The 24,835-nt window shown below is 60.9% G+C and carries 25 protein-coding genes; 11 read left to right on the forward strand and 14 right to left on the reverse strand.

The window, feature by feature from the left end:
• Nucleotides 1–3: 3 nt before the first annotated feature.
• Nucleotides 4–846 (forward strand): siderophore-interacting protein, encoded by an 843-nt coding sequence (locus YH3_RS13055; protein ID WP_042448187.1) that lies wholly within the window; start codon nucleotides 4–6, stop codon nucleotides 844–846.
• A 17-nt stretch (nucleotides 847–863) separates the two neighbouring features.
• On the opposite strand, the gene YH3_RS13060 is transcribed toward YH3_RS13055, so the two are convergent.
• Nucleotides 864–2,213, reverse strand: coding sequence for a lipase family protein (locus YH3_RS13060; RefSeq protein ID WP_064444187.1), 1,350 nt, complete (start codon nucleotides 2,211–2,213; stop codon nucleotides 864–866).
• Nucleotides 2,214–2,506: 293 nt separating this feature from the next.
• On the opposite strand from YH3_RS13060, the gene YH3_RS13065 reads away from it, so the two are divergent.
• Entirely contained in the window at nucleotides 2,507–3,148 is a 642-nt protein-coding gene (locus YH3_RS13065; RefSeq protein ID WP_058038428.1) for a TetR/AcrR family transcriptional regulator, read from the forward strand.
• An 82-nt stretch (nucleotides 3,149–3,230) separates the two neighbouring features.
• Here the strand turns inward: YH3_RS13065 and YH3_RS13070 are convergent, their stop codons facing one another.
• The 6 genes from YH3_RS13070 to YH3_RS13100 form a co-directional block, all read right to left on the reverse strand.
• The gene (locus YH3_RS13070) at nucleotides 3,231–3,968 is read right to left on the reverse strand and encodes an SDR family oxidoreductase (protein ID WP_064443547.1); all 738 of its coding nucleotides are present in this window, start codon (nucleotides 3,966–3,968) and stop codon (nucleotides 3,231–3,233) included.
• The gene (locus tag YH3_RS13075) at nucleotides 3,965–5,440 is read right to left on the reverse strand and encodes an aldehyde dehydrogenase (protein WP_064443548.1); all 1,476 of its coding nucleotides are present in this window, start codon (nucleotides 5,438–5,440) and stop codon (nucleotides 3,965–3,967) included. The genes YH3_RS13070 and YH3_RS13075 overlap by 4 nt, the downstream gene beginning before the upstream one ends.
• A 152-nt stretch (nucleotides 5,441–5,592) precedes the next feature.
• Nucleotides 5,593–6,815, reverse strand: a protein-coding gene (locus tag YH3_RS13080; RefSeq protein ID WP_085989823.1) for an IS3 family transposase whose coding sequence is annotated in 2 segments (ribosomal slippage) — nucleotides 5,593–6,509 and nucleotides 6,509–6,815 — 1,224 coding nt in all. Because the reading frame shifts where the segments join, the coding sequence is not laid out codon by codon here.
• A gap of 93 nt (nucleotides 6,816–6,908) precedes the next feature.
• A complete protein-coding gene (locus YH3_RS13090; RefSeq protein WP_064443549.1) occupies nucleotides 6,909–8,093 on the reverse strand; it encodes a winged helix DNA-binding domain-containing protein in 1,185 nt (394 codons plus the stop codon).
• Nucleotides 8,093–8,734 (reverse strand): histidine phosphatase family protein, encoded by a 642-nt coding sequence (locus tag YH3_RS13095; RefSeq protein ID WP_064443550.1) that lies wholly within the window; start codon nucleotides 8,732–8,734, stop codon nucleotides 8,093–8,095. Before YH3_RS13095 ends, YH3_RS13090 begins: the two co-directional genes overlap by 1 nt.
• Before the next feature lie 14 nt (nucleotides 8,735–8,748).
• Nucleotides 8,749–10,155, reverse strand: coding sequence for an FAD-binding oxidoreductase (locus tag YH3_RS13100; RefSeq protein ID WP_064443551.1), 1,407 nt, complete (start codon nucleotides 10,153–10,155; stop codon nucleotides 8,749–8,751).
• A 140-nt stretch (nucleotides 10,156–10,295) separates the two neighbouring features.
• Here YH3_RS13100 and YH3_RS13105 point away from each other — a divergent pair, with 140 nt between their 5' ends.
• Nucleotides 10,296–11,195, forward strand: a complete 900-nt coding sequence (locus YH3_RS13105; protein WP_064443552.1) for a LysR family transcriptional regulator — start codon at nucleotides 10,296–10,298, stop codon at nucleotides 11,193–11,195.
• A 22-nt stretch (nucleotides 11,196–11,217) separates the two neighbouring features.
• On the opposite strand, the gene YH3_RS13110 is transcribed toward YH3_RS13105, so the two are convergent.
• Complete coding sequence (locus YH3_RS13110) at nucleotides 11,218–12,297, reverse strand: helix-turn-helix domain-containing protein (RefSeq protein ID WP_228401475.1); 1,080 nt, start codon at nucleotides 12,295–12,297, stop codon at nucleotides 11,218–11,220.
• A gap of 9 nt (nucleotides 12,298–12,306) precedes the next feature.
• A complete protein-coding gene (locus YH3_RS13115) occupies nucleotides 12,307–13,278 on the reverse strand; it encodes an alpha/beta hydrolase (protein WP_007735725.1) in 972 nt (323 codons plus the stop codon).
• Between the two features lie 93 nt (nucleotides 13,279–13,371).
• Between YH3_RS13115 and YH3_RS13120 the strand changes: the two genes are divergently transcribed.
• The 3 genes from YH3_RS13120 (at nucleotide 13,372) to YH3_RS13130 (ending at nucleotide 15,833) form a co-directional block, all read left to right on the forward strand.
• Complete coding sequence (locus tag YH3_RS13120) at nucleotides 13,372–13,965, forward strand: hypothetical protein (protein ID WP_042448198.1); 594 nt, start codon at nucleotides 13,372–13,374, stop codon at nucleotides 13,963–13,965.
• Nucleotides 13,966–14,126: 161 nt separating this feature from the next.
• Nucleotides 14,127–14,555 carry a YciI family protein gene (locus YH3_RS13125; protein WP_007735729.1) on the forward strand — a complete coding sequence of 143 codons (429 nt, stop codon included), beginning with the start codon at nucleotides 14,127–14,129 and terminating at the stop codon, nucleotides 14,553–14,555.
• A 3-nt stretch (nucleotides 14,556–14,558) separates the two neighbouring features.
• On the forward strand, nucleotides 14,559–15,833 hold the full coding sequence (locus YH3_RS13130; RefSeq protein WP_042922905.1) for an RNA polymerase sigma factor: 1,275 nt from the start codon (nucleotides 14,559–14,561) through the stop codon (nucleotides 15,831–15,833).
• 30 nt (nucleotides 15,834–15,863) lie between these two features.
• On the opposite strand, the gene YH3_RS13135 is transcribed toward YH3_RS13130, so the two are convergent.
• The gene (locus tag YH3_RS13135; protein ID WP_003942828.1) at nucleotides 15,864–16,277 is read right to left on the reverse strand and encodes a hypothetical protein; all 414 of its coding nucleotides are present in this window, start codon (nucleotides 16,275–16,277) and stop codon (nucleotides 15,864–15,866) included.
• Nucleotides 16,278–16,431: 154 nt separating this feature from the next.
• Here YH3_RS13135 and YH3_RS36035 point away from each other — a divergent pair, with 154 nt between their 5' ends.
• The 4 genes from YH3_RS36035 to YH3_RS13150 all read left to right on the forward strand — a co-directional run bounded on the left by YH3_RS36035 (nucleotide 16,432) and on the right by YH3_RS13150 (nucleotide 19,769).
• Nucleotides 16,432–16,602, forward strand: coding sequence for a hypothetical protein (locus YH3_RS36035; protein WP_003943130.1), 171 nt, complete (start codon nucleotides 16,432–16,434; stop codon nucleotides 16,600–16,602).
• 58 nt (nucleotides 16,603–16,660) lie between these two features.
• Nucleotides 16,661–17,353 (forward strand): TetR/AcrR family transcriptional regulator, encoded by a 693-nt coding sequence (locus YH3_RS13140; protein WP_080712795.1) that lies wholly within the window; start codon nucleotides 16,661–16,663, stop codon nucleotides 17,351–17,353.
• A 145-nt stretch (nucleotides 17,354–17,498) separates the two neighbouring features.
• Nucleotides 17,499–18,932 (forward strand): lipase family protein, encoded by a 1,434-nt coding sequence (locus tag YH3_RS13145; RefSeq protein WP_102999526.1) that lies wholly within the window; start codon nucleotides 17,499–17,501, stop codon nucleotides 18,930–18,932.
• Nucleotides 18,933–19,070: 138 nt separating this feature from the next.
• Nucleotides 19,071–19,769: a type 1 glutamine amidotransferase domain-containing protein gene (locus tag YH3_RS13150; protein WP_030537402.1), complete on the forward strand. Its 699-nt coding sequence runs from the start codon at nucleotides 19,071–19,073 to the stop codon at nucleotides 19,767–19,769.
• Nucleotides 19,770–19,850: 81 nt separating this feature from the next.
• Here the strand turns inward: YH3_RS13150 and YH3_RS13155 are convergent, their stop codons facing one another.
• Genes YH3_RS13155 through YH3_RS13165 form a run of 3 tightly spaced genes read right to left on the reverse strand, consistent with a single transcriptional unit; the run spans nucleotide 19,851 to nucleotide 22,650 of the window.
• Nucleotides 19,851–21,155 carry an HNH endonuclease signature motif containing protein gene (locus tag YH3_RS13155; protein WP_064443553.1) on the reverse strand — a complete coding sequence of 435 codons (1,305 nt, stop codon included), beginning with the start codon at nucleotides 21,153–21,155 and terminating at the stop codon, nucleotides 19,851–19,853.
• A gap of 59 nt (nucleotides 21,156–21,214) precedes the next feature.
• Nucleotides 21,215–22,069, reverse strand: coding sequence for an alpha/beta fold hydrolase (locus tag YH3_RS13160; protein WP_064443554.1), 855 nt, complete (start codon nucleotides 22,067–22,069; stop codon nucleotides 21,215–21,217).
• Entirely contained in the window at nucleotides 22,066–22,650 is a 585-nt protein-coding gene (locus YH3_RS13165; RefSeq protein ID WP_230359246.1) for a TetR/AcrR family transcriptional regulator, read from the reverse strand. Before YH3_RS13165 ends, YH3_RS13160 begins: the two co-directional genes overlap by 4 nt.
• Before the next feature lie 116 nt (nucleotides 22,651–22,766).
• Between YH3_RS13165 and YH3_RS13170 the strand changes: the two genes are divergently transcribed.
• Nucleotides 22,767–24,200, forward strand: a complete 1,434-nt coding sequence (locus tag YH3_RS13170) for an amidase (protein ID WP_064443555.1) — start codon at nucleotides 22,767–22,769, stop codon at nucleotides 24,198–24,200.
• Here the strand turns inward: YH3_RS13170 and YH3_RS13175 are convergent.
• Nucleotides 24,197–24,832, reverse strand: coding sequence for a DUF5701 family protein (locus YH3_RS13175; RefSeq protein WP_064443556.1), 636 nt, complete (start codon nucleotides 24,830–24,832; stop codon nucleotides 24,197–24,199). The two genes, YH3_RS13170 and YH3_RS13175, sit on opposite strands and share 4 nt — an antisense overlap.
• Between the last annotated feature and the right edge of the window lie 3 nt (nucleotides 24,833–24,835).

Consider the following 24,835-nt stretch of genomic DNA (forward strand, 5'->3'; position numbering starts at 1 on the left):
TCAATGACTACCGCATCTCGACCTGAAGAAACTGAAACGTCTGCGTCGGCAAAGGCGCCACGCGGAGAAGACCACGACCGCGGTCTCAACGACGTGGTTGCCGTCGTCGAACGCGTCGAACGGCCGACCGAGAGCATCTTGCGCATCGCCGTCCAGTTGACTTCGTCGGCGGACGACCCGAATTGGTTGCGGCCCAACGTCGCATTTCGCATCCAGCTCGGTCCGCAGTACGGCGACGTCTCTCGCGTCTACACGGTGCGCACCTGCAACGCGCCGAGCAGTTCGATGACCTTCGACGTAGTGCTGCACGGCCACACCAGCCCGATGATGAGGTGGGCCGCCGACCTGCGTGTGGGTGACACGTTCTCACTCACCGGTCCTCGCCCGCACTTCCTCGTTCCCGAGATCGCCGGGCGCCGCGTCGCACTGTTCGCCGACGATACCGCGATACCTGCCCTCTATTCGATTCTGCTTCAGTGGCCCGAGGGACTGACCGGCGTCGGCTGGGTCGCCACCGGTGACGCCGAGGCTTTCGCGGAACTACCCGTGATCCCCGGCCTCGAGCTGCACCATGTCGAAGATGGCCTCGCCGAGTACGCCGTCGAACTCGAAAACCCAGGAGACTACGCGGTGTGGGGTGCCGGGGAACGGGACGAGATGCGAGCCATTCGAGCGCATTTCCGCAAGACAGTCGGCCTGGCGAAGGACGATGTAGTTGTCTTCGGGTACTGGAAGCGAGGGGTCAGCACTACCGAGATAGATCAGAACAGACTTCGGAACTACACGAGCATCCTCGAAAACGGCGGCACGCTCGCAGACATCGACGATCTGGCAATCGGTATCTGATGCGACTGTTGGATTTGTCAGCCCGCCGCGTGTTCTTCCGGCGCCAGGGAATTGCCCGGTGCGATGTTCGAGCAGTTGTTCGGCAACTGACTTCCGTTGAAACGGTCGTTGAGCCAGGTGATGGCGCCGGGGAGCCACAGCGCGCCACCCGGAACGTGACTGATGGTGTCGTACTGGTCGTACTGGATGGACAAACCTGCGTCGCAATAGCGAGTGGCGAGTGAGCGGACGTCCCCGGCAACCATGACTCCGTCGCCAGGGCCGACGCCCGGTCCACCTGGCTGGGTACCCTCGAGGACTCCGTTTGCGGCTTGAGCGATGAACATCGGGATGGTGGGTATCGGCGCGTTGCCCATGTTGATCTTGTTGGCGACGTCGACGTACTCGGGCACCGAGTTGGGGTTCGCATACTCTGGTTTGGCAAGGTCCTGCCAGGTCACCCCCGGGTACTGCAGGATGACGTTCCCGATCGAGGCATCCTCGATCCGAGGTAGGAGTTCGCGTCCGCGATCGCCGAGATACGGATCGAAATCTATGTCGTAGGCACGGGCAAGTCCGACGACGGCCATTCCGACAACGCCTGCCCAACCGATGCTTCCGTTTGCGTACCGGAGGTTGTTTGCCGGGTTGACCAACAGACCACCCTGGGCGGCGCCGATCAGGTCCTCGTTGATGTCCGGGGCGTAGTCCGGAGCGAGGATGGACGCCCAGTTGGTGGCGATTGCTCCGCCTGAGTATCCCATCAGACCGATCTCGGCTGAGTCGGAAATACCTGTCTCGGGAGTGTTGCGAGCGGCACGGAGGGAGTCGAGAGTCATCATTCCGTATTCGGGTCCTGCCGCGAAGTCCGCGTTCGGGCCCTCGGTGTCGGGAATGACGACGGTGTAGCCCAGTGCCAGTAGAGGACCGAACATGACGGCTTCGCCGGAAGCGAAAGTCCCGCCGAAGGCGACATTGCGCCCGCTGGCGGTAAGGCTGCCGATCGGGGTGTCCCGCGCGATTGCTCGTGACGGCCCGTCTTCCGGGTTCAGCGAATCGTAGGCCGACTGGAACGAGACAACTTTGTCCGGCTGGGCATTGGGTGGTCGAAGAATCGATGTGACATTCGCAGACGGCCGGCCGAGAGCGTCGGTCGACCGGTACAACACCTGTACGGCTTGCAACGGGGTAGGAATGTTGACGACGTGATAGGGCAAGGTTCTCGTTTTGAGCACGGCCCCAGGCTGATACGACGACAGCGGTGCCGAACCGTTGTACTGATAGAAGGAATCCGCCGACGGTTGCGCGGCGACAGTAGGTGCTGTGATGCCTGTGAGTGCAATGGCTGTCAGCGCCACCGCTCCCTGAAAGAGAATCTTTGATGCCACGATCGACCCTTCGGTTTCGTATGTCTCTCGGTACTTGACGGGCTGATGTGATGACGACCACACGCTATCTTACTTTTGAGTAATAAACGAGAGTCTTGCGCTGGTTGTTTGAATCATGCATGGACGCAATATGATTGAGATCTTTGAAGTGGCCTTGCTAATTCTGCTCAGGATGCCATGTGTACGATACGACTAGTAGCTGTCGCGACGAACTGCTGCCTTGGGCTGTTCCGGGTCGTCCGATTCCGGGAAATGTTCTGTGCTGCACGGTCTTGAAGGACGAAGGAGTGGACATGGGTAAGCGCGCTCCCGATGACGGCGTGTTTCGAGACTCGGCCGGCGCCCAGGCTGGACTGCTCACTCCTCCGAGCGGTGCACGTAGCGAGGCGGCCCACGAGAAGGCCCTTCGGTCAGCGGAAGCGCTTCTGAAATCCGGGGGAATGAAGGCGGCGACCATCGATGCGATCTCCGAGCAATCGGGCGTCAGCAAAGTCACGCTGTATCGGCACTGGCCGTCGCGGCAGGCGATCGCCGCTGAAGCGTTCGGTGTGCTCATGGCCCGGCACTTGACGTTTCCGGAGACCGACAGTGCGCAAGACGATTTGAACGATTACCTCGAGGACATCGGAAGGTTCTACCGAGGTCCACTCGGGTCGATCTTTGCCGAACTTGTCGGCGCGTGTGCCAACGACCCGACGACGGCTGCATACTTCCGTACCTTCTTCCTCGACGAACGTCGTCGCGGCTTCGCCGAACTGATTCGACGATGTGTTGAGTCCGGATACTTCCGCGACGACATCGAGATCGAGGAAGCGATCGATCTCTTCTTTGGTCCCTTGATCTACCGGATGTTGGTGGGGCACGCGAGTATCGACGACAACACGGTGCGCTCGATCATCGATCATGCGGTTCGTGGACTCCGGAACGGTGTCTAAAGGGAATATTCGCTGAAATCCTTTGTGCTGGAGAGGGTACTGCCCTCTCCAGCGTTGCGCGATGTGTGTCAACTCGGCACTGTCAGCTGAGCATTTTCAGCACGTTCTGGTACTCACCGTTGATCTCGGCATGACGAAGTGGCTTGGCCGCTTCGACCACAATCTCTGTGGCGTTGTCGTCAGCTTTCAGTAGAGCAATGGTTTCTTCGATGTAATCATCAAGGGGTAGAGCCGATTCAGAGTTCTCCTGGTTCATCAGTGTGGTGCGGACGCCCGGTGGGATGAGTTCGATGCACTGGATCGAAGTATCGGCGAGTTGAACGCGCATGCTCTCGGTGAAGAGATGAACGGCAGCTTTCGTGGCGTTGTACGTGGGCGTGATGTGAAGTGGGACGAAGCCGACGGCGGATGACACAGTGGCGATGGTGGCGGTCGGCTTCGTCAACAGATGCGGAATGAACTGGCCGACCAGTCGAATAGTCCCGAGTAGGTTCGTCGTGATCGTTCGTTCGGCGACGTCGAGGAAGTCCGGGTTCTTCAGGTCCTCCGGGTACATGATTCCCGACATCGTCACAAGGACGTTCAGATCGGGAAAGTCCTCCGTTACGGATTCATACGCCGTTCGAATGGATTTCGGGTCGTCCACATCGATGACGACCGTGCCGATGCCCGAGTACTTGTCCGAGATCTCTTGCAGCAGAGCGGATCGCCGCCCACCGATGATTACTTTGTTCCCCTCGTTCTGCAGGCCCACTGCAAGTGCGAGTCCGATACCGGAGGTTCCGCCGGCAATGAAGATGGTATTTCCCGAGATATTCAATGTGTGTTTCCTTGGTTTGTCGTGGGCGTCGACGTGGCGACAGTGATGGATTTGAGTTGGGTGTATTCGTTGAGCGTCTCGAGGCAGAACTCTCGCCCGAGACCGCTTTCCTTGAATCCGCCGAAGGGGACGCCGCCTCCCAGATTGAAGTACTGATTGATCCAGACGCAGCCCGCATCGAGATGGTCCGCGGTTTCCATGGCGTTCTTCAGGTTTGAGGTATAGATCCCAGCAGCGAGCCCGTATGGAGTGTCGTTCGCTTCTGTGATCACTTGCTCGTAATTGTTCCATTTGAGGACGCACAAAACAGGTCCGAATATTTCGTCCTGCGCAATTCGCATCGAGTTCGTGACCTCCAGAATTGTCGGTTCGACGAAGTTTCCGGCTTCGAATCCCGGCACTACCGTTCGTTTGCCGCCGGTAAGTAGTTGTGCGCCTTCTTCGATTCCGGAATCGATCATCGAGATCACACGATCGGCATGTTCTTGGTGAATCAGGCCACTCAGTTCGGTGTCTTCACTCAGAGGTGGCCCGACTCGCAACGATCGGAATGCGGCGACGAGTTTTTCCACGAAGGCGTCGTAGATATCCTCGTGGATGAACAGACGTGTTCCGGCTAAGCAGGATTGACCGTTGCACATCAGGACGCCGGAGGTCGCGTCTGCGACTACCGCATCGACGTCGTCGATGTCAGGAAAGACGATGCTCGGACTCTTGCCGCCGAGTTCGAGAGTGGTCGAGATCAGTCGGGATGCTGCGGCGTGTGCCACCAGCCGGCCGACTTCGGTGCTCCCGGTGAAAGCGAGTTTGCTGACTTTCGGATGACCGATCAGGGCTGCGCCGGCCTCTTCGCCGAGGCCGGGTACAACATTGAGAACGCCTTTCGGGAACACTTCGGCGGCGATCCTCGCCAGTTCCATGACTGAAACACAGGCATTTTCATCAGGTTTGAGTACGACGGTGTTTCCGGCAGCGAGAGCGGGAGCAATCTTGAATGCCGTCATCACAACGGGATCGTTCCAGGGAGTGATCTGTCCGCACACGCCCAATGGTACCCGTTTCGCAACCAGATACCCCGAGGCCAATTCGCGGCCGAAACCGTGGTGCGCCAACGAAACTGACGCAAAGTATCGTAGGTGCGACACTGCGGCCCGATAGTCTTCTCGCATCTCCCTGATGTGTCGCCCGGTGTCCATGCACTCGAGTTGGGCAAGCTCTTCAGTTCGTTCCTCCACCAGTGCGGCAAACTGCAAGATTTGTGCGGACCGTTCTTCGGTCGTCAGGCCTGCCCACGCCGGAAATGCCCGTCCGGCGGCTTCGACCGCATCATTGATTTCTTCTGCCCCGCATCGGGACAGTGTGGCGAGCAGAGCGCCGGAAGCGGCGTCACGCGCCTCGAAGGTGGATGTGCCGATGGCTCGGAACGCTCCATCGATGTACGCGCCGTATTCACGAACTGCTTGACCTTCCATGGATCCTCCTAGATCGGTCAATCGGTGAAGTTCGAAGTGTACTGTACGTTTCGTACACTTGTCGATGGTTGCCTTGCCGCGCATGGATGGCGTTAGCAGAAAGACCAGCTAGAACGGGCCTTGACCCCGGAAACTGGACACGGGGTTTGTGATTACGCGGCTTTCTGCAGGCTATCGGATGTGTGAGCGTTTTCGTAGTCGGCAGGGCTGAGATAGTTGCAGTACGAGTGCCGGCGTCGGGTGTTGTAGCGGGTGATCCACCGGAACACCGCGAGCCTTGCCGCCCGGGGCGATTCCCAGCGGGCTGCGCCTTGCAGCGTTTCGCGTTTGAGTGTCGCATTGAACGACTCGGCCAGGGCATTGTCCGCGCTCGTGCCCACCGCTCCCATCGATTGCGCAACACCCAAATCCGCGCAGATCATCGCGAAACCCTTTGAGGTGTATTGACTTCCGCGATCGGCGTGGAACACTGCACCGGCAAGACCGCCGCGGGTCAGTGCTGCGGCACCTAAGGCATCTTCGACGAGTTCGGTACGCATGTGCTCGGCGATCGACCAGCCCACCAGGCGGCGGGAGAAGCAGTCGATCACCGTGGCCAAATACAAGAACTCATTGTCCCCGCATGGCAGATACGTGATGTCACCGACGTATCGGGTATTCGGTGCGATCGCGGTGAAATCACGGTTGAGCAGGTCCGGCGACGGAGTGTCGGCTGGTTCGGCGATGGTGGTGCGGTGTTTTCGGCGCAGTCGCAGGCCCTCGATGTTGTTGGCGCGCATGATCCGTGCGATCCGTTTGTGATTGATCCGCTGGTCGGCGGGTTGTCCGTGATTGATCTCGGCGGTGATCCGGGGCCGCCCGTAGGTGTTGTCCACCGTGTGGACGGCGCGGATCTTGTCGGCGAGTTCAGCGTCGGCTGCGGCCCGGGCGGCTCGTTTCTCGGCGGCGTTGATCCATGCGTAGTACGACGAGCGGGCGATATCGATGACCTGGCACAACCGCTTCACCGGGTAGGTGTCGGAGTGGTCTGCAACGAACTGGAAGCGGTTCACCAATTCGTCTCTCCGGCGAAATATTTGGCCGCCGACCGCAGGATGTCTCGCTCAGTTTCGAGCTTGGTTTTCTCCGCGCGTAGGTGTGCGACCTCGGCGCGGAGCCTGGCGGCTTCCTGCTCGGGTGTCTCGCCGGTGCCGGGCCCCGGAGCGGTGGCGGCGGGTCTGCGGATCGGGATACCCGCATTTCTCAGCCATGTGGTCAGGGAGCCGTGGGATACGCCGAGATCGGCGGCGATCCCGGCTACGGTCGCGCCGCCGGTGTCGCGGTACAGCTCGACTGCGTCGCGGCGGAACTCTTCGGAGTAATTTTTCTTTGCCATCGGGTTAGATCTTCTCGCTTTCCCTGGTCTGAGACCAGGATCAAGCGTGTCCAACCCGCGGGGTCAAGGCCCAACAGCGTTCTGGTCACATCGTCAAGGCGTGGCTCCAGCAATTTCAGCCGCCTGCTTCATAGCCTGTGAGACGTACCCCGTGCCGATTCTGACGCCGCCCAGCCACTCGGTGAGGCGCGCCGCCTCGGCATCGAGAGAACGTCGCGCAGACGCTGACACGGTCTCGAGCAATCGGACGTGCACCACACCGGTTTCGTCTTGGATCCAGCACCCAACGACGCGACCGTCGACCCAAGCGGTGGCGCCGGCATTACCGCGGGTGTCGAAGAGTTGGTTGCGGTGCGGGCCGAGGTAGAAGTCACGGTTCTTCCACCCCATGACCGTCGGGTCGAGCACCGGTAGGAGTGCCACCCAAGGACCTGGATCAGGCACCGTGGCGACGTCATCGGGTAGCAACCAGCCGGTGTCGCCTCCGTCGAGTGAGACTGCAACGGCGTCGAGTTCGGCGAGGGCGGCCCGGACGACCGTCTTCGTCGAGCCCAGCCACCAGACGATGTCGTCTTCCGTGCCCGGTCCGAAGGTGTAGAGCCAACGGCGGACCATTTCTCGATAGCCGTCTGCAGATTCGAGATCGAAGGGGGCGTCGTCGAGCCAGTGTCGAGTGAGAGTCCACAGTGGGCGTGAGACGGGGAAGCGGGCGGTGTTGGTGCCGCGCATGATGTCTGCGGTCGCCCCGAGATGCGTGAGAACCCTGGGTGCCGACCAGATTTCACCTGCCGAACCCTCGACCTTGACGTCGATCATCGGCACGGCCTGACGAATCTCTACCGCTGAAAGCCCTTCAGGCCTATCGGTGAGCAACTTCAGCACTTCCGTCCGTGCGCGATCGAGCCAGTCGTTGCCGTCGACGGCGAGTCCGGCCTTGACGACATCCTTGGCCATTCGTGCCCGCTCGGTGTTCGCGACGCGGGCGGACGCACTCGACCACGCGGCCGGCAGCAAGTCGCGGGGAAAGGTGAAGAGTGTGCGGCGCATTGCCAATTGCTTCACGAGACTGCGTTGGTCGTACAGGGCGCGGTCGACGTCGGCGGCGTCCACGGACCGAACCCTCGCCCAGCAAGACAGATAGACCGTCGCTGACTCGGTGGCGTGCAGTACCGTCATCGCCCGCGTGGCAGCTTCCGGCGAATCGACGTGAAACATTGGCTCCAGCGCATGACGTACTCCTATGCGAGCACGGCGTTCGTCGTCGGAGACATGGCGCATCAGGCCATCGTGCCACAGTCCAGGTGCGTCGTATCAGCTAGTTGCACGAGGGTTCGGTTGCGCCAGTAGTCGTCGTGTCGGAGATGTGTGATTGCACCCGGGGTGGTCGCGAAGGTCGCAAATCCTGCGGCTTCGACGGGAATCTGTAGCCAGGCGGAGACGACGAATGTGTGTGCAAAGCCGTGGGTTACGACGATGTGATCGTGATCGAGATCGTCCATCAGTTCGTGAACGCATTCGTGAACCCTTGATGCGATGTCGCGGCGGGTCTCGGCACCGGCAACGGGGCCACGGTGATCGAGGCGGTTGTTGTCAGGGGCCGGGACCTGCCGCTGGGCCAGCCACGAGTTCGGGCGTCCTTCGGCTTCGCCGAAGCTGATTTCGCGCAATCGTGAATCCGTTGTCGCCGGAGCATCGAGTGTCCGGGCGATGATCGTGGATGTCTCGGTGCAACGATTGAGGTCGGACGAGGTGATGCGGACCGGGCGCGAAGTTCCTGTGCGTCGTCGTTTCAGCGCTTCGGCGATCAAACCTGCATCGCGCCGACCAGCGGGGGTGAGAACCGAATTGTGCCAACCGCCGACTACGTCCTGCGCTGTGTGTTCGGCATGAGGATGAGAGACGACGTAAAGATCCTGCACGAGACCCCTTTTGCTTACCCGACTTTTTCCGGCAACAGTATTCCAGGGTTGAGGATTCCACGGGGATCCCAGGAGGATTTGATCAGCTGCATTGCGGCAATGTCGGTTTCAGTGCGCCCCAGCGATATCCACGGCGACTTCGCGCGGCCTATCCCGTGCTCGGCGCTGATGCTTCCATGGTGGGCGGCGACGAGTCGGAACACCATATCGGTCAGTTCGTGTGCGACCCTCGGCTCGGCATCCAGAAGGTTCACATGAATGTTTCCGTCGGCGAAGTGCCCGAACAGGATTGGCCGCACGAGGGGGAATCGTTGTGCCAGGCTATCTCGGAGGTTGTCGATGAACATTCCCATCACGGACAAGGGGACGGAGATGTCGAGCTTGACTACCGGCGTCGTCGACGACGCGCTGATGCTTTCGGTATGGCTTTCCCGCAGAGTCCACAGTTTTCGAGCCGGCCCAGGCTCGACCGTCGCGTCCTCGATGAGGTCGGCAGAGTCGGAGAGTACTTCGAGGAGCGACTCTTCCGTTTCGCGCGGTGATGACACCTCGATGAGTGTGTACATCGGTGAAGGGGTGCCGAACGGGCGACGGGCATCGGTGTGTGCGCAGACGAGGGAGATGCCGTCGTCAGTCATGATTTCGGCGGCTTCGACGGTCAATCCGCTCTGACGCACGCGATTACACAAATGAAGCGCTTGATCGACGTCGCGCACACCCGCGAGCACGACCTGGGTGTCGGTCGCCGGGGTGACCAGCTTCATCAGGACCTTGGTGATGACTGCGAGCGTTCCCTCGCTGCCGGCAAGAAGTCCTGGAATATCGTATCCGACATTGTCTTTGACGAGTGGAGTCCATCTACTCAGTACCGAACCGTCCGCGAGCACGGCTTCGATACCGAGTATCTGTGCGCGTGTATTTCCGTATCGGACCATGCGCGTCCCACCGGCGTTGGTTGCGACGATGCCGCCGAGTGTTGCGGATTCCTTTGATGCCAAATCGATTCCGAAGCGGAGACCGTGTGCAGATGCGGCCAGGTCGGCGCGAGCAACGGTCACGCCGGCGCCGGCTGCGATTGTCCGACCGATGGGGTCGACGGCTTCGATCGTCTCCAGACGTCTGGTACTCAGCACCACGGACCCAGTCGAGGCGATTCCACCACCGACCAGTCCGGTGTTGCCGCCTTGCGGTGTGACGGGAACCCCCGCGTCGAAGCATGCTCGAAGAACCGCAGACACTTCGGAGGTGTTGCCGGGGCGGATGACCGCGATCGCGTCGCCGATCCAACGTCCCGTCCAGTCACGTGTGTAGCCCTCGATCAGTTCGGGATCGGTAAGCACATGCGTGTGGCCGACGATCTCTGCGAGGGCGTCGATAAGCCTCGCGTCTGTTGCAGGTTCAGTGAGTGCTCGGGGATTCATGTGCAACCTTGTGATCGTTCGGGTGACAATTTTCGGGAGACAGACGGTGGATCAACGTGAACTCGATCCTCCGACCTCAGGTGATGCCGTGTCCAAGACCAAGTAGTGACACCACCATCTGTTTTTCTTATAATAGCCGTATGAACCTGCAGCGTGCCCGTTATCTGATCGCTCTGTCGGATCATGGGAGCTTCACTCGAGCCGCTGCGAACGTCCACGTCGCGCAATCGGCCCTCAGTCAACAGATCAAGGTTCTCGAGCGCGAACTCGGAGTTCCGCTGGTGGATCGTCGGGGTCCGCAGTTCACCTTCACGGAAGCCGGCAAGGTGGCGGTACGAGAGGCGCGCTTTTTGATCGGGTGTGCGGACCGGGCTGTCGAACGAATTCGGTTGGCCGCGCGCGGTGTGGACGGAGAACTGCGCATCGCGTACACCCGTTCGTGGGCGGGCGGCGCAGTCGCGGATCTGGTCAGCACCTATCGAAGGCTCTACCCGGGCGTCGAAGTTGTCGTTCATCGTGGCACTTCGGCGCAGACTGTCGACCTCGTCCGAACCGGAGCCGTCGACATCGCGGTTGTTCGCCCGCCGCTCGATGAAGACGATCGAGAACTTCCCCTGATCGTCCTCGATACCGAACCTATCCTGGTCGCTGTTCCCGTGGATCATCCGTTCGGTGGTCGAGCGACGCTCGAACTCGGAGATCTGGTGGACGTCCCCGTTGTGTTCTGGCCGGAGGCCAACGCCCCGGGGATGTATTTGCGTACGCTCGACCAACTTTGGCCAAACGGGGCGCCCAGCATCGTTCGATTCGAGGCCGACGACGAGCAGGTGCTGCATGCCGTCTCGGACGGGGTGGGTATTGCGCCGATCCCCCAGGGCAGAGCGCGGATGCTCCGCATCCCGGGTGTCCATCTATGTGAGATCGCTGGTGAGCAACCAACTCTCGACGTGGCAGTGACCTACCGGCCGGATAATCCGAATCCGGCGCTTGCGCCGTTTGTTGCGCTCGCTGAACGCGAAAGATCGTCAACCACTGCGTAGTACCTGTGATGCGCGGTGGGTCCTATCCGCCATCGAGGACCAGCATCATGGCCGTTGCGCGTGCTCGGTTCTCGATGGAATCGACGTGGAATCCGACGTGCTGGGACAGTTTCGCCAATCGGTGCGCGACGCTGCTGTGGTGAAGATGCATGGAATCTGCTGCGGCCCTCAAGGTTCCGGACTGCAGGTATGACCTCAAGGTTTCGAGTAGTTCTAACCCCTGTTTGGTATCGCCGATCTCTTCGGCACGAACCAGATCCGGTATTCGCGAGTGATCGATGTGTGGTCCCGGCGCCAAGAGGTTGAGGGCGCCGAGATTGTCGGCGTTCACGATCGGTGTTGTTGCCGACGCCTGTGTACGAGCGAATCGTGCAGTGCTCAGTATTGTGCTCACTTCGGAAGCGGGAGCAGTCAAAGATATTCCGGCGCGAATGAATGACGACAGCGCGGCCTCGGACAGCTCGGGTGTCGCCGCGAACGAACCCGTCACGAGATTCAGATACTCGCCGTCAGCGTCTATCCCAGTGGCTTTGCCAGGTTTGTAATCTGGCGAAATGACAAGGTGTGCAGCACCTTCGGCCGTGCCTGAGACTGCCTTGGTTGCCATTACACGGACTGGGGTATGGGGTTCGACACCGAGACCGGCGCAGGAGGTGAGCACCGCGAGTTCATCCATCGGGAACAACAGATTTCGAGTGTGCTCGGCTTCGGTAGGCAGGCGTCGCGGTTGCAGAATTATCGCTGCGGTCAGGGCCATCCGGTCGACGAGCATTTCGTCGAGTGGCAAGCTGGCCCCGGGTCGTTCGATCCATACCGTTCCGAGAACCTCGTCGTCTACGGCAATGTTTCTGGTCATGCTCGGTGGGAGCTGAGGATCGGGTGACCATCGGCCGCGCGGATCGCAACGGCGCAAATTCTTCTTGCTTCTGCCGCGCTCGACGATCTCGATACCCACGACGCAGTCCGCCAACTGCGCGCTCGCACGAAGCAAAGACGCGGTGTCGGAGCCGTGCCGCACGAGGGCGTCGAAGTAATCGATGACACGTACCAGGCCTGCCGAGTCTGCATCGAGCTCGGCAAGCCGGTACATCAGTCCTTGCATCTCGCAACGCTACGAGACCGGCGAGAGCGAACGCAACCCTCTCCTGAGCGCAGTGAGGGCTTCGGCGGCACCTCTTTCGCTGACCGCGGCGGTCGCGACCAGTGCCGACCCGTGAAAGGTTCCGGGGAAGGAGTGCAATTCGACGCTGACTCCCGCTTGCAGCAGCCGAAGGGCGTATTCGATTCCTTCGTCGCGGAGCGGGTCGAGTTCCATGGTGGACAGGTAGGTCGGCGGCAGACCGGTGAGGTCGGTAGCCCGGGACGGCGCAGCGTAAATGGACACGTCAGGATCTTCGGGACCGGAATACGACTCGCCGAGATAGTACTTCCACGACAGGATGGCGTTAGGGCGGTGCCACAAGGGGGTGTCGACGAAGTTCGTCATCGAGACCGTCGCCAGACGGTCGTCGAGTTCAGGGATTTCGAGGAATTGGAAGGCCACGGGCACAACGCCCTCGTCACGGGCTTTGAGGACAGTGCCTGCGGCCAGTCCACCGCCTGCGCTCTGCCCTCCCACTGCGATGCGGCGTGGATCGACCCCCAGCTCCTCGGCATGGGCGTGGATGTAGAGGAGTGCGGCGTAGCAGTCGTCGACGGGGCCGGGGAAGGGGGTTTCGGGGGCGAGGCGGTACTCCACGTTCGCAACGGCGAATCCGAGTTCCCGCGCCACCTCGACGCAAAATGGATCGCTGGATTCTGCGGTGCCGATTGCGAATCCGCCGCCATGGATCCAGAGCAGAACGGGGACAGGGCCGGCAGTGTTGTCCGGGGTGAAGAAACGAATCGTGACCTCCGGATCGCCGTCCAGGCCGGGTGCCGACAGTTCACGAAGCGAGACTCCGTCGAATGACAGGTCGGCCAACATGGTGCCGACCAGAGCGTCGTAGGTGGCCCGTGCGTTGGGGAGGTCAGCGAAGTCCACCTTCGGGAGCATGGTGAGTGCCGCGGCGAGTTCGGGGTCGAGAGTCGGGAATGTTGTCATGCACCCATCATCGAGCCTGAATGTGGCCTACGTCACCAGCGGATTGTAGGAAATCGGAGAGTCTCCCTCCGACACCCGTCGGATCTCCCTAGGATGACGCCGGTGGACAGGGTACATCTCGGGGTGGGTTCGAGCGATTCGAAAAGTGGGGCACGGATTGGTGGACGACCTCCGCAAGTTTTCGCTGGTCAGGCGATTCTGCATTCGCACGAGTACCTTCTGACGCTCGAGGCACACACGGCGCCGTGGCTCGGCGCGCGAGAGCTTTCGGTCTTCATCCGTCGAGGTTTCTCCATCGGCGACGACGACCTCGAATACCCGGACATCGGGGTTAGGGCAGTCCTGCACCCCTCGTCGTCACGAAGTGCGGAATCGGCGGGCAGCCATGCGGGCCTTGGCAGCGCGGCGTTGATCAGGATTCCCTCGGACGACGAGGTGATGCCGTTGGTGTTGATAGCTCCGCAACCGGTGCTCATTCAGAACGAACCGTCGTATGCCGAATCCGTGGAGGCGGATGGACACAGCTTCCTGTTCCAGATCAACGAAGAGGGGTGGCCGGTGGTTGCCGAGTCCCACCCCGATTTCGTAGAGGAGTACCTATTCGGTTACGGGTCGGTGTATTTCTACGGGAGCACTGACGCGACCGGGCTCGTTCGCGAAGTTGTGCCGGGATTTCTCGACTTCTGACCGGCCCGACGGCCCGTCCGCCGATACCGTGGGCAGCGTATCGCGACCGGCGGTTATGTCCTCGGAAAAATTGTTTCGGAAGTTTGTCGATCGGTGAGTGCGCCGTTCGACGTGTAAGCAGAGGGACCGAACAGAGCGGTCCACGAACGAAGGAGATTCTCATGAAGTACATGCTGATCATGCGTTCCACCGATGAGGCTATCGAAGCATCCAAGGACATGGACTTCGACGAGATCATCGCGGCGATGGGGCAGTACAACGAGTCCCTGATCAAGGCAGGTGTCTTGCTGGCCGGTGAGGGACTGGCGATGGAGGAGGGATTCATCGTCGATTTCGAGTCCGATCCTCCGCTGGTCTCCGACGGCCCGTACGGGGAGACGAAGGAGTTGTTCTCGGGATTCTGGATCATTCAGACGTCGACCAAAGACGAAGCCTTGGAATGGGCGAAGCGCTGCCCGCTCGGGCCCGGAAGCAAGCTCGAGGTACGCCGCGTGAGCGAGATGTCGGACTTCGATCAGGACAACGAGTACATCCAGAAAGAGGCAGGCTGGCGTGAAGAGCTCGGTACCGATCGTCCGGTCGCAGGCTGAACCATGACCGACGAGGCGGTGCGAGAAGAAACGAGAAAGGCTGTCGACGCGGTCTGGCGTATCGAATCCGCGAAGATTGTCGCCACGTTGACTCGCACCGTCGGAGATCTTGATCTCGCCGAGGATCTGGCCGCGCAGGCTCTGCTCGAAGCCGTCGAGCAGTGGCCCGCGACGGGGGTTCCGAGAAACCCCGCTGCCTGGCTGACATCTGTGGCGACACGACGAGCGATCGACGGGTGGCGACGACGTGAGAGGTTGGACGAGCGCTACGCCCACTTTGCGCGTGAACTCGAGAACGACGCTTCACATTTCGACGACGTCAGCTGGGATCCGGACCGCATCGACGACGATGTCCTTCGCCTGATGTTCATCGCCTGCCATCCCGTGTTGAATCGAAAAGCGCAGGTGGCGTTGACGCTTCGGGTGGTGGGCGGTTTGACCACGGAAGAGATTGCGAAAGCGTTCCTCACGCCGACGGCGACGGTGCAGCAGCGGATAGTCCGCGCGAAGAAGGCGCTGACCGCCTCGAAAGCGGTTTTCGAAGTTCCAGGGCGAGAAGAGTTTTCGAGCAGATTGAGCGCGGTCCTCGGAGTGCTGTACCTGGTGTTCAACGAAGGCTATGCAGCCAGTTCCGGGGACGAGTGGATGCGGGCGGAGCTCAGTGCTGAGGCTCTGCGGCTCGCGCGAATACTCGCCGAATTGGTCCCCAGGGAGTCCGAGGTACACGGCCTTGTCGCTTTGATGGAGCTGACAGCCTCGAGATTCGGCGCTCGGACAACCTCGACCGGTGAACCCATCCTGCTGGCTGACCAGGATCGGACGAGGTGGGATCGCCTACAGATCTCACGTGGGCTTGCCGCGCTGGAACGAGCTGACGCCGTCGGGCGTGGACGAGGCCCGTACGGCCTGCAGGCGGCGATTGCCGAATGTCATGCGCGAGCAGCAACTTTCGAAGACACCGATTGGAAGAAGATAGTGATCCTCTACGAGGCTCTGGCGCAACTGGCGCCATCGCCCGTGGTCGACCTCAATCATGCGGCGGCGGTATCCATGGCATACGGTCCTGGCCCTGCGCTCGAATTCGTCGACAAGCTTGTCGCTTCAGGTGAACTGGCCGACTACCACCTGCTTCCCAGCGTTCGGGGGGAGTTGCTCAGTCAGCTCGGCCGATCCGAGGAGGCTAGAACCGAACTCCTCGAAGCGGCTCGGCTGGCCGGGAACGAGCGTGAGCGCGCTGTGCTGGTCGCGAAAGCCGATGCGCTGCTGCCGGATCGGTAGTCACGCGATTGTTAGTCACGCGATTGTTAGTCAGGGCTGAGTCGGATCATCATTGGGCACCATGGGCGGCATCCCGACTCCGTAGGGATCGAGCATGTCCGATACACGTCGACCCCACCGTTCATGCGCGGACTGACGGGTCATTCCCGCTGCGCGGCCGATGGTTGACCATGTTGCGCCGAATCTACGCAGGCTCATGACGCTTGCCGTCGAATCGATACCTGCGGCCAGCTGAATCCGGAAACAGGCCAACTGCCACGCCATCTGACGCTGCGCCGGGATGTCGGTGTCCTGTTCTGCCTCCCACTCAGGGCTGCCAGGTAAAGGATCTGTTCCGACAATCTTGTCTGCCTGAGTGCCGGCCTCGGTGATCGCGGCGTTGACCGTGGTGATCGCGGCGGTCTCGATCTTCGCAGTCAGGGCGCGTTCGATCAGGTCTTCCATGAGAAGTTCTCCTTTCGTCAGGACTAGCCTGACAGGCGCTGTTGAATTCTGTCAAGAATCCCCTGACAGACTTTGAGTTTAATTAATGCACGATTTATTTGTGTACTATCTAAATAGTCTCCGGTTCTGTTGACCGTCGTCGAAGGGGTTGCTGGTGAAAATCGTGGTTTTGTCGTTCCTGGTGGCATTGACTTTGATAACGGTCGGAATCATCGCCGCGCGCAACCGCAGCACTCGACCTGCCGTGACCGGGGCAGTTACTGCGGCGTCAACGGTTCTCGCTGCCGCCTGGACACTTTTTGCCGTGGCCTTCGTATTGGCCTGATCGTGCTGCAGTGCCGGTGCGCCGGTAGTGGTGGTGAAGGAACTTTGCAGCAGGTCAGATGCGTTTTGTGTGCGGCGCGATGCCGCATACTCTGGCAGACGTGGCAATTGCTGAAACAGACAGAAACTACGGCGGAAGGTCGGTCGCGGCTCGCAAGGCCGAACGCCGTTCTCTCTTTTTGAATGCTGCTCTCAGCGTGTTTGCGGACCAGGGGTATGCCGGAAGTTCGGTGGCGGATATCTGCGCGTCCGCGAGTCTGGCCAGAAGGCAGTTCTACGACGAGTTCGGTAGTCGCGAGGATCTACTCCTCGCGCTGTATGACCAGATTCAACTCGACGCCAGAATTGCAATGGTCGACGCACTCGATGCAGAGCCTTCGGTCAATCTCCGTGACAAGGCAGCGACGGCCATGGCCGCCTTCGTCGAGTCGGTCGGAAGTGACCCACGACGCGCACACGTTGCCTTCATCGACGTCGTAGGTGTCAGTCCCCGGGTGGAAAAGCATCGTGTGGACCAACGTTCGGTCTGGGCAACATTTTTCGAGTCGATCATCAAAGGGATCGTGGGCGAAGATTACGAACCGCCGGGTGGTTACCGGTGGGCGTCCACCGCCTTCATCGGCGCGCTTACCGCGCTGGTGCACCAGTGGAGCACTGCGGAGCCTCGTCCTCCCGTGTCGGTACTGGTCGATCTGATGACGGTGCTCTTGAATGCGTTGATCGACGACGCGCCCCTTCGCACCGACGAATAGGTCACGAACACCAGGGGATTGTAATCCGGCCCACAACGCTCTACTCTCGTCCTCAATGTGTTAGACACTCGCATCTAACTTGTGTGCTCGTGATGAGAACTGCGGCAACACAAGGCAATCTGTGCTTTTCCGGGGAGGAATTGGTATGGGACGACGCTGGACAACTGACCGAAAACGCGGGGGCCTCGCAATTGCCGTGATTGCAGTAATCGGGCAGATCGGACTTTCGGCACCTGCCTCAGCGGCACCGGACGAAGGTGTTCCCGCCCAAATTCAGGTCCAGCCTGCCCTGCCGCCTGCGGTCGCACCGCCTTTGCCTGAACTGGACCAGGCCTTCTATGAACCGCCTGTCGAGGTCGTCGAATCCAGGGAACCGGGTGAGATCATCGCCGCTCGTGCGGTGAATCTCGGTACTCTCAACCTGATTCCGACCAACGTGGATGCGTGGCAGATCTCGTATCGATCCAATAATGCTGCGGGCGAGGCGATTCCTGCTGTCACCACAGTGATCAAGCCGCGTGGCGACACTCGCGATGGAGGCCCGCGCCCGCTGCTGTCCTTTCAGATGGCAGAGGATTCACTCGGAAACTACTGCGCACCTTCGTATGTCATGCAGCAAGGCGCGTTGCCGTGGCTGGTGACGGGCGCTGCGACCGGTGGGGCTCAATTCCTCGAAGTGCAGGCGGCACTGGCGCAGGGTTGGGCATTGTCGGTGCCCGATCATCAGGGACCCAATTCTTCCTTCGCCTCCGGCCCCGTCGCGGCCCGGATCACGCTCGACGGTATCCGTGCTGCTGAGAACTTCGAACCCATGGAGCTACAAGGGCGGTCAACTCGCGTAGGGCTGCTCGGCTACTCGGGTGGATCGATTCCTACTGGTCACGCAGCTGAAATACGGCAGGCGTACGCGCCGGAACTGAATATCGTCGGAGTCGCCGAAGGTGGTGTTGCCGCGGATCTCGGCGCTTTGCTCGACAATGCCAACAACGCTCTAGGGGCCGGGATCGTCGCTGCCGGTGTAATCGGAGTGAGCCGAGAAGATCCTGAACTTGCAGGCTTCATCGATCAGCACATAAACCCTGCCGGCCGAGCGCTTTTCGCTGCCAAGGACAACCTGTGCATGCTCTGGACGTCAGCTGCAGTGCCCTTCCTCAACATCAAGGGCTTCCTCGATGTCCCGGGAGATCCCGTCCAACACCCCACGGTGAGAGCTGCGCTCTCCCGAGCTGCCATGGGTAAGTCGGTTCCTGACGTGCCGATGTACATTTATCAGTCGAATCCCGACTGGTTGGTGCCTGTTGGCCCGGTGAACAAACTTGTCGATACCTATTGCCAAGATCCTTCTGCGAGTGTCGTTTACACCAGAGACCACTTCAGTGAGCACGTCAGCATGGAAGTCGTCGCATTGCCGAGTGCTCTACTGTGGCTTCGTGATCGGTTCGCTGGTGTGCCTGCTCAGCAGGGATGCAGCACCTTCGACGCTGGATCCATGGCGCTTGATCAGAGGACCTGGCCAGTCTGGGTGGATGCGGTCGGTGAACTCGTCGCAGGACTGTTCGGCAAGCCGATCGGGACCTGACGGGTGACGTGATTCTGCGGTGGTGAGGAATTCTCACAAGGGCAGCGTGTTGCACTGACTGGACGTTATTTCATTGATCGGGCCTTGAAGATGGTGTCTTGTCACCAATGGGTTCCTTTACCGACGAAAGGTTGCGCGATGACAAAGCTGTTGTTTGCGGTCACTTCTGCAGATCACTGGACGCTGAAGGACGGAACACCCCACCCGACCGGGTACTGGGCGGAAGAACTGGTCGAGGCGCATCGCGTTTTCGTCGACGCCGGCTACGAGATCGTGATCGCGACGCCTGGCGGTAAAGCTCCCGTTGTGGACGAGGGAAGTCTGGCGCCCGAGGTGAACGGCGGGCAAGAAGGCGCCGACCGTATGCGCAAGTACATCGCCGATCTGCAGCCGGTGCTCGATTCGCCGGAGATTTTGGAGAACGCCGATGCTGCCGATTACGACGTGGTCTTTGTACCGGGTGGACATGGACCGATGGAGGATCTTGCGGTGTCGGCATCCTTCGGTGAGCTTCTCGTGAACTTCTTGGACGCGGACAAGGTGGTCTCGGCGGTCTGTCACGCGCCGGCGGCACTCCTGCCGGCCCAGAGACCCGATGGAAGCTGGCTGTTCGACGGCTATCAGCTGACCGCGTTCACCAACGAAGAGGAGACGCAGGCTGGTCTGGCGGACAAGGCTCCGTGGCTGCTCGAAACTCGCCTACGCGAATTGGGCGGCAAATTCTCGAAGGCTGAGGCGTGGTCGCCTTATGTCGTGGTGGACCGCAAGCTCTACACCGGTCAGAATCCGGCGTCGTCACGGCCTCTCGCCGAGCGGATTGTCGCCGACTTGGGCTGAGCATGTTTTTTGGCGCCGCATCGAGGTCTCCTCGATGCGGCGCTGGTCCGTGTTCTGTTGTCGCCAAAGAGGTTTGACCTCTCAGGTTTTGAAGGTGGTGTTCGCCGGCCTGGGTTGCTGTCCGGGGTCGATCGAGGGTGGCGGGATGAACCACGGTTTGTTGTCGACACCGATCCGAATCGCCCACTTCCCGACTAACCCTGATTTCCGGTGCATCAACCGGTGGTGCGAACGGCACAGCAGGACCAGGTTGTTCATCACCGTCGGGCCGCCGTTGGCCCAGTGCCGGATATGGTGCGCATCCGTCCAGGCCGGTACACATGTGCAGCCCGGGAACGCGCAGCCTCTGTCTCGGGCGATCAACGCCACTCGCTGTTCGGGGGTGACCAATCGTTTTCCGGGTTTCGCATCCAAGGGCGTGCCGTGATCGTCGAGCAGCACGGTGGAGAGGAAACAATCACACCCGAGGAGTCTGGTTTGCGACACGGACAGTGGCCCGAGCCAGGGCATGTGCCCGACATCAAGATCCGACAGAGACTCTTCACCATCAGCCATGGAGGGTGTTGCGGCGCAGTCCCGGTGCTCCGCCAGATCCCGAGCATTGATGTGCACATTCACATGCGGACGCTGACCACCATCGGTACCAGTCTTGGCGCAATCGAGATAACGCCGGATCAGTTCGGTGAACCCGTCCGCGGTCCGTTTCGCCGCCGACCGAGCATCGGGAGTCCCGTCCGGTGCCGGGGTCGGCATCGTCAGATTCGACAACGCAGACAACAGCATTTCCCCGGTGAGGGCATCGAAATCACCGCGCATCACCACCCGACCATTGAGCGTCGACGCGATCCGCAACTCATTGAGATCGACATCTTCGGCGGGCGGAATCTCATCCGATTCGAACAACCGCTCCAAGGTCGCGATCACGTTCCGCACTTTCGTCGTCGTCGCCTCCACACCCGACGCAGCAGCGAGCAACAAATCGATGCACTTCGGTAGCGCCTCCTCCGGCATGCCTTTCGGTGGTGATTCACAGAACGCCACGATCAACACGGCGTGCTCGAAGGAGCAATCCCCGCCATCGAACCGAGCCGCCACCGCCGGAAACGGCCGCAAAGCTGCACCCAATGCGGCGATCTTCTTCCCGTCCCGAACCTGCAGCATCGTGTTAGCCGCCAACCAGGACCCCACGCCGCGGCTGGCAATCACCTGATCATCCGGGCGCATCGAGAGTTCGTCGACCACTGCCACCCGCACAGCCTCGAGACGAAGAATCTCCGCGCTCGCCGACACCGCAGCCGCACGTAACTCAGCAGCCGACAACTGCCACAGACGTCCACGTAACCCCACCGCAGAACCCGAAACCACGTCCGACAACAAGACACTCATTGAATCCCCCGATCCCCTCCCCAAATCATACTCGAACACGCGTTCGAGTCAATAGGGAATTAGGCGAGGGCGCGAAGGAGTGGAGTGGGGTCCGCGACGACGAACAGATGGCCGCCTCCGTTGATCTCTTCGAAGCGAGAGTCGGGAATCAACGAGTGTGCCCAGCGGGCTACTTCGATGGGTACGTTTCCGTCGTCGGTTCCGTGTAGGAAAACCGTTGGTACCGAGATCGATTGGAAGAGTCCAGGCATCTCGTGGCGATACCGAGCCAAGTCGACAACCCCTGCGGATCCGCCCTGTGCGATCCCTTCGGATGAATCCAACTGGAGAGCGGGGCGATGTACCTCGTCGGTCATGACTGCCTGATCGGCGGCCGGCCAGATCGAGACTGAGTCGCTGCGTAGCTTGGAGAACACTCCGGTTCCTGCGAGCATTGCGCCGGCCACACGGGGAGCCCAGGTGGCGGCAAAGTACAACGCAGATACCAGTTTTATTCTGCGTCGCAAAGTATCTCGCGGTGCCCCGGGGATCATGGCGCACGCCAGCACCAGTTTCGAGACTCGTTCGGGAACGGCTGCAGCGACTGCGAGCGCGTAACCGCCGCCTCCGGAGAAACCCATCAGTGTGGCCGAGCCCAACTCGAGGTGATCGACCAGGGTGACGAAGTCGTCGTCCCAGGAATGAAATCCCTTGTCCGTGTACGGATCCGTGCGTCCGAAGCCGGGTCGATCGGGGACTATCAGCCGTATGCCTGCCGTCGAAGACGCGTTGTGGAGTGAGAGCCCTTCGTATCGGCTGCCAGGTGATCCGTGGGCCACGACTACCGGGTGGCCAGTCGGATCGCCGTACTCGCAGAATGCGATACGACGCCCCAACGCGTCGCGAATTTCGGTTGTGGTCACGCCGCTCGTCATGATGTGGTTCCTTGCTGCGCGATCGACGCCACACCGTCCAGGATGAGGGCGACTCCGAACTCGAACCTTCGGGTGGGATCGTGATGAAGTGCGAACACCGATGCCTCGCGTCGATCGGCAGGTGCGCTGTCGAAAGCGCCGCGTCCCAATTGAATTGCGACGTGTCCGGTGACGAAATCATGCAGCGCGCCGTATGCGTACGTGGCCTGCTCGTCCTCGAGGCCGGCCAAGGAAAGGGCGCTCACGACTCGGTGGGCGGTATCGTCGGCCCCGGGTGCTTCCAGTGATGCCTGCCGATGGGCTTCCAGGACCAGGGGATGGCGCATCAGGAGGTCGTGGAGGCCGTAGGCGAACGTGCGGGCAACCCCGCGCCAGTCGGTCGGCCAGTCGATCGACGAGACGGCTTCGCCTACGAGAGTCGAGATCAGATCTCGCCTCAAGGCGTCGATGCCGCCGGTTGTGCGGTGGACGGACATCGGCGATATGCCGAGTCGTTCGGCGAGCACTCGAAATGACACCGCATCCAGGCCGTCCGTATCGGCGATCTCTGCCGCGGCATCAAGAATCTGTCTGTGACTCAATGCTTTTGGTCGACCAGCCCTTGCAGAGCTGGTGGATTCGGATACCATGCTGACAACAATAGCGATACGCGTATCGAAATTACAAGTGTCCATCGACCTCCAAGGAGCGCTGCCCGATGACCGATCTCCATCAACTGTCCGCCGTCGAACTTGCCGGTGTTATCGCCGCCAAACAGGTCTCGATTCCCGAAGTCACCAGGTACTTCGTCGACCGTGCGACCACTTCCGATGACGTCGGCGCCTTCACGACGATCGCCGGGGAGCACGCAGTCGCCCTCGCCGAACAAGCGCAGCGCAGGTTGGACGAGCGGGACGCCGGGCCCCTTCCGCGCCTGTTCGGCGTTCCGACGGCAATCAAAGACCTCGACGCAACGCGCGGCATTCGCACGACCTTCGGATCGGCGCTCTTTCGCGACTTCGTGCCGGACGCTGACGACGAGATCGTCGAGGCGATCCGAGAAGGTGGGTTGATCGACATCGGTAAGACGACGGTGCCCGAGTTCGGGGCAGCCTGTTACACCGAGCCGGAAGTCGCTCCGCCTGCTCGCAGTCCGTTCGATCGCACGCGGAGTGCCGCCGGCAGCAGTGGCGGCGCTGCTGCCGCCGTCGGCGCTGGTCTGGTGCCGTTTGCGCAGGGAAGTGACACCGCCGGTTCGTTGCGTTCGCCGGCAAGTACGTGCGGAGTGGTGGGCCTCAAGCCGAGCCGCGGTTTGATCACGATGGGCGTGGCGGGGCATGACAACTTCGGATTTGCGAGCAAGGGGCCGATCGCCGGGACAGTTCGCGATACCGCTGCGCTGCTGGACGTTCTGGCGACGCGACCTGGCGCCGGAACTATCCACCCGTCTCGGCCGAAGTCGTTCGAAGAGTTCGTCGTACAGGCTGGGGGAGTTCGGGCTCGCCCCTTGACCGTCGCTCTTGCTCACGGATCGGTCTCCGGCGGAGCCGTGGATGCGCAGCTCTCGGCTGCTGTATCGAAGGTTGGGTCTGTGTTGGAGGGTCTGGGTCACAACGTGTTCGAGCGACCGCAGGCTCGCGATGACATTTTCATCGATGCTTTCGTCAAGATGTTCTCGTCTTTGGCGGGAACCAAGCCGATCCCGGAGGAGTACGAACACCTTCTGCGTCCGATAGTGCAGCACTTGCGAGTTCAAGCAAACCAGGTGTCTTCGGGTGAGCTGGCCGCGGCAATCGGTATTGTTCAGGCCTGGGCGCGGCGATGGAGTCTCGACTACGCCGACGCCGACCTTGTTGTCACTCCGACTGTGACGAAGCCGCCGCTTGCGATCGGGGAGTTGCGCAACGACGAAGATCCCGCGACCGAACTGATCGACATGGTCGCTTTCACCGGAAACACCGTCGTCGCCAATGCAACCGGTTTCCCGTCGATCAGTCTGCCACTCGGTTGGACGGAAGACGGCGTTCCACTCGGCGTGATGATCTCGGCGAAATGGGGTTGCGACGCGGAATTACTTTCTGCCGCTGCAATGCTCGAGGCCGAGATGCCGTGGAAGGATCGGTACCGATTCGACCGCGCAACCGTGCTCTAGTTCGGGAGCGGTACCCGGTCGCTCGCCGATGCGAACCCCAACCACGTGTGGCGGTTACCCCACCAGCACCACCCGACTTTCGGGGCGTTGCGGTTGTCTTTGCCGTCGCGACCGGTTCCGTTGCTGATCCACACGGCGGGAGTTCTGGTGTCGAAGGATCCGTCAGGTTTGCGCAGTCGGGAGCCGATGGTCATGAAACACTTTCCGCGTTCGAGAATGTCGGGGCGCTGCAACAGCCAGTGGATGCCTTCGGTAAGCGTCAGCGGCGTACGGTCTGCGTCGACGATTGCGGGCAATGCTTCGTCCGGGCTCCAGTTGGCCAGGTGATCCCCGCGGTCGACTCCACTGAGCAGATGTAATGGGCTTTCGGGCAGCGTTGACTGCTCGGTGGGGGTGAACAGATCGACGTCCGCCATGTCGACGACTATGAATCCGCGCTTGTTCTCGAGCTCGAGCAGCGGAGTCAGAACTGAAGCCGGAGCCAGTTTTTCGTGCACGGTGAGTAGTCCGACATCACCGTGCCCGGTTGCGGCCTCCCTGACATCGCCGGCAGAAATTCCGGCCATCTCGTGAACACCGAGTTCGATCAATCGCTCGGCTTGCTGATCGATGGGCGGGAGGTCGAAATGCATATC

Origin of the sequence: Rhodococcus sp. YH3-3 (assembly GCF_001653035.1) — a bacterium.
GTDB lineage: Bacteria > Actinomycetota > Actinomycetes > Mycobacteriales > Mycobacteriaceae > Rhodococcus_F > Rhodococcus_F qingshengii.

Bases quoted from the DNA above. Each gene is read 5' to 3' on its own strand.
- YH3_RS13100 (WP_064443551.1), bottom strand. From the start codon at position 10,155: ATGAATCCCCGAGCACTCACTGAACCTGCAACAGACGCGAGGCTTATC.
- YH3_RS13145 (WP_102999526.1), top strand. From the start codon at position 17,499: ATGGGACGACGCTGGACAACTGACCGAAAACGCGGGGGCCTCGCAATT.
- YH3_RS13175 (WP_064443556.1), bottom strand. From the start codon at position 24,832: ATGCATTTCGACCTCCCGCCCATCGATCAGCAAGCCGAGCGATTGATC.
- YH3_RS13150 (WP_030537402.1), top strand. From the start codon at position 19,071: ATGACAAAGCTGTTGTTTGCGGTCACTTCTGCAGATCACTGGACGCTG.
- YH3_RS13140 (WP_080712795.1), top strand. From the start codon at position 16,661: ATGCGTTTTGTGTGCGGCGCGATGCCGCATACTCTGGCAGACGTGGCA.
- YH3_RS13055 (WP_042448187.1), top strand. From the start codon at position 4: ATGACTACCGCATCTCGACCTGAAGAAACTGAAACGTCTGCGTCGGCA.
- YH3_RS13135 (WP_003942828.1), bottom strand. From the start codon at position 16,277: ATGGAAGACCTGATCGAACGCGCCCTGACTGCGAAGATCGAGACCGCC.
- YH3_RS13105 (WP_064443552.1), top strand. From the start codon at position 10,296: ATGAACCTGCAGCGTGCCCGTTATCTGATCGCTCTGTCGGATCATGGG.
- YH3_RS13130 (WP_042922905.1), top strand. From the start codon at position 14,559: ATGACCGACGAGGCGGTGCGAGAAGAAACGAGAAAGGCTGTCGACGCG.
- YH3_RS13115 (WP_007735725.1), bottom strand. From the start codon at position 13,278: ATGACAACATTCCCGACTCTCGACCCCGAACTCGCCGCGGCACTCACC.
- YH3_RS13120 (WP_042448198.1), top strand. From the start codon at position 13,372: ATGACGCCGGTGGACAGGGTACATCTCGGGGTGGGTTCGAGCGATTCG.
- YH3_RS13075 (WP_064443548.1), bottom strand. From the start codon at position 5,440: ATGGAAGGTCAAGCAGTTCGTGAATACGGCGCGTACATCGATGGAGCG.
- YH3_RS13090 (WP_064443549.1), bottom strand. From the start codon at position 8,093: ATGCGCCATGTCTCCGACGACGAACGCCGTGCTCGCATAGGAGTACGT.
- YH3_RS13155 (WP_064443553.1), bottom strand. From the start codon at position 21,155: ATGAGTGTCTTGTTGTCGGACGTGGTTTCGGGTTCTGCGGTGGGGTTA.
- YH3_RS13170 (WP_064443555.1), top strand. From the start codon at position 22,767: ATGACCGATCTCCATCAACTGTCCGCCGTCGAACTTGCCGGTGTTATC.
- YH3_RS13160 (WP_064443554.1), bottom strand. From the start codon at position 22,069: ATGACGAGCGGCGTGACCACAACCGAAATTCGCGACGCGTTGGGGCGT.
- YH3_RS13065 (WP_058038428.1), top strand. From the start codon at position 2,507: ATGGGTAAGCGCGCTCCCGATGACGGCGTGTTTCGAGACTCGGCCGGC.
- YH3_RS13125 (WP_007735729.1), top strand. From the start codon at position 14,127: ATGAAGTACATGCTGATCATGCGTTCCACCGATGAGGCTATCGAAGCA.
- YH3_RS13110 (WP_228401475.1), bottom strand. From the start codon at position 12,297: ATGCAAGGACTGATGTACCGGCTTGCCGAGCTCGATGCAGACTCGGCA.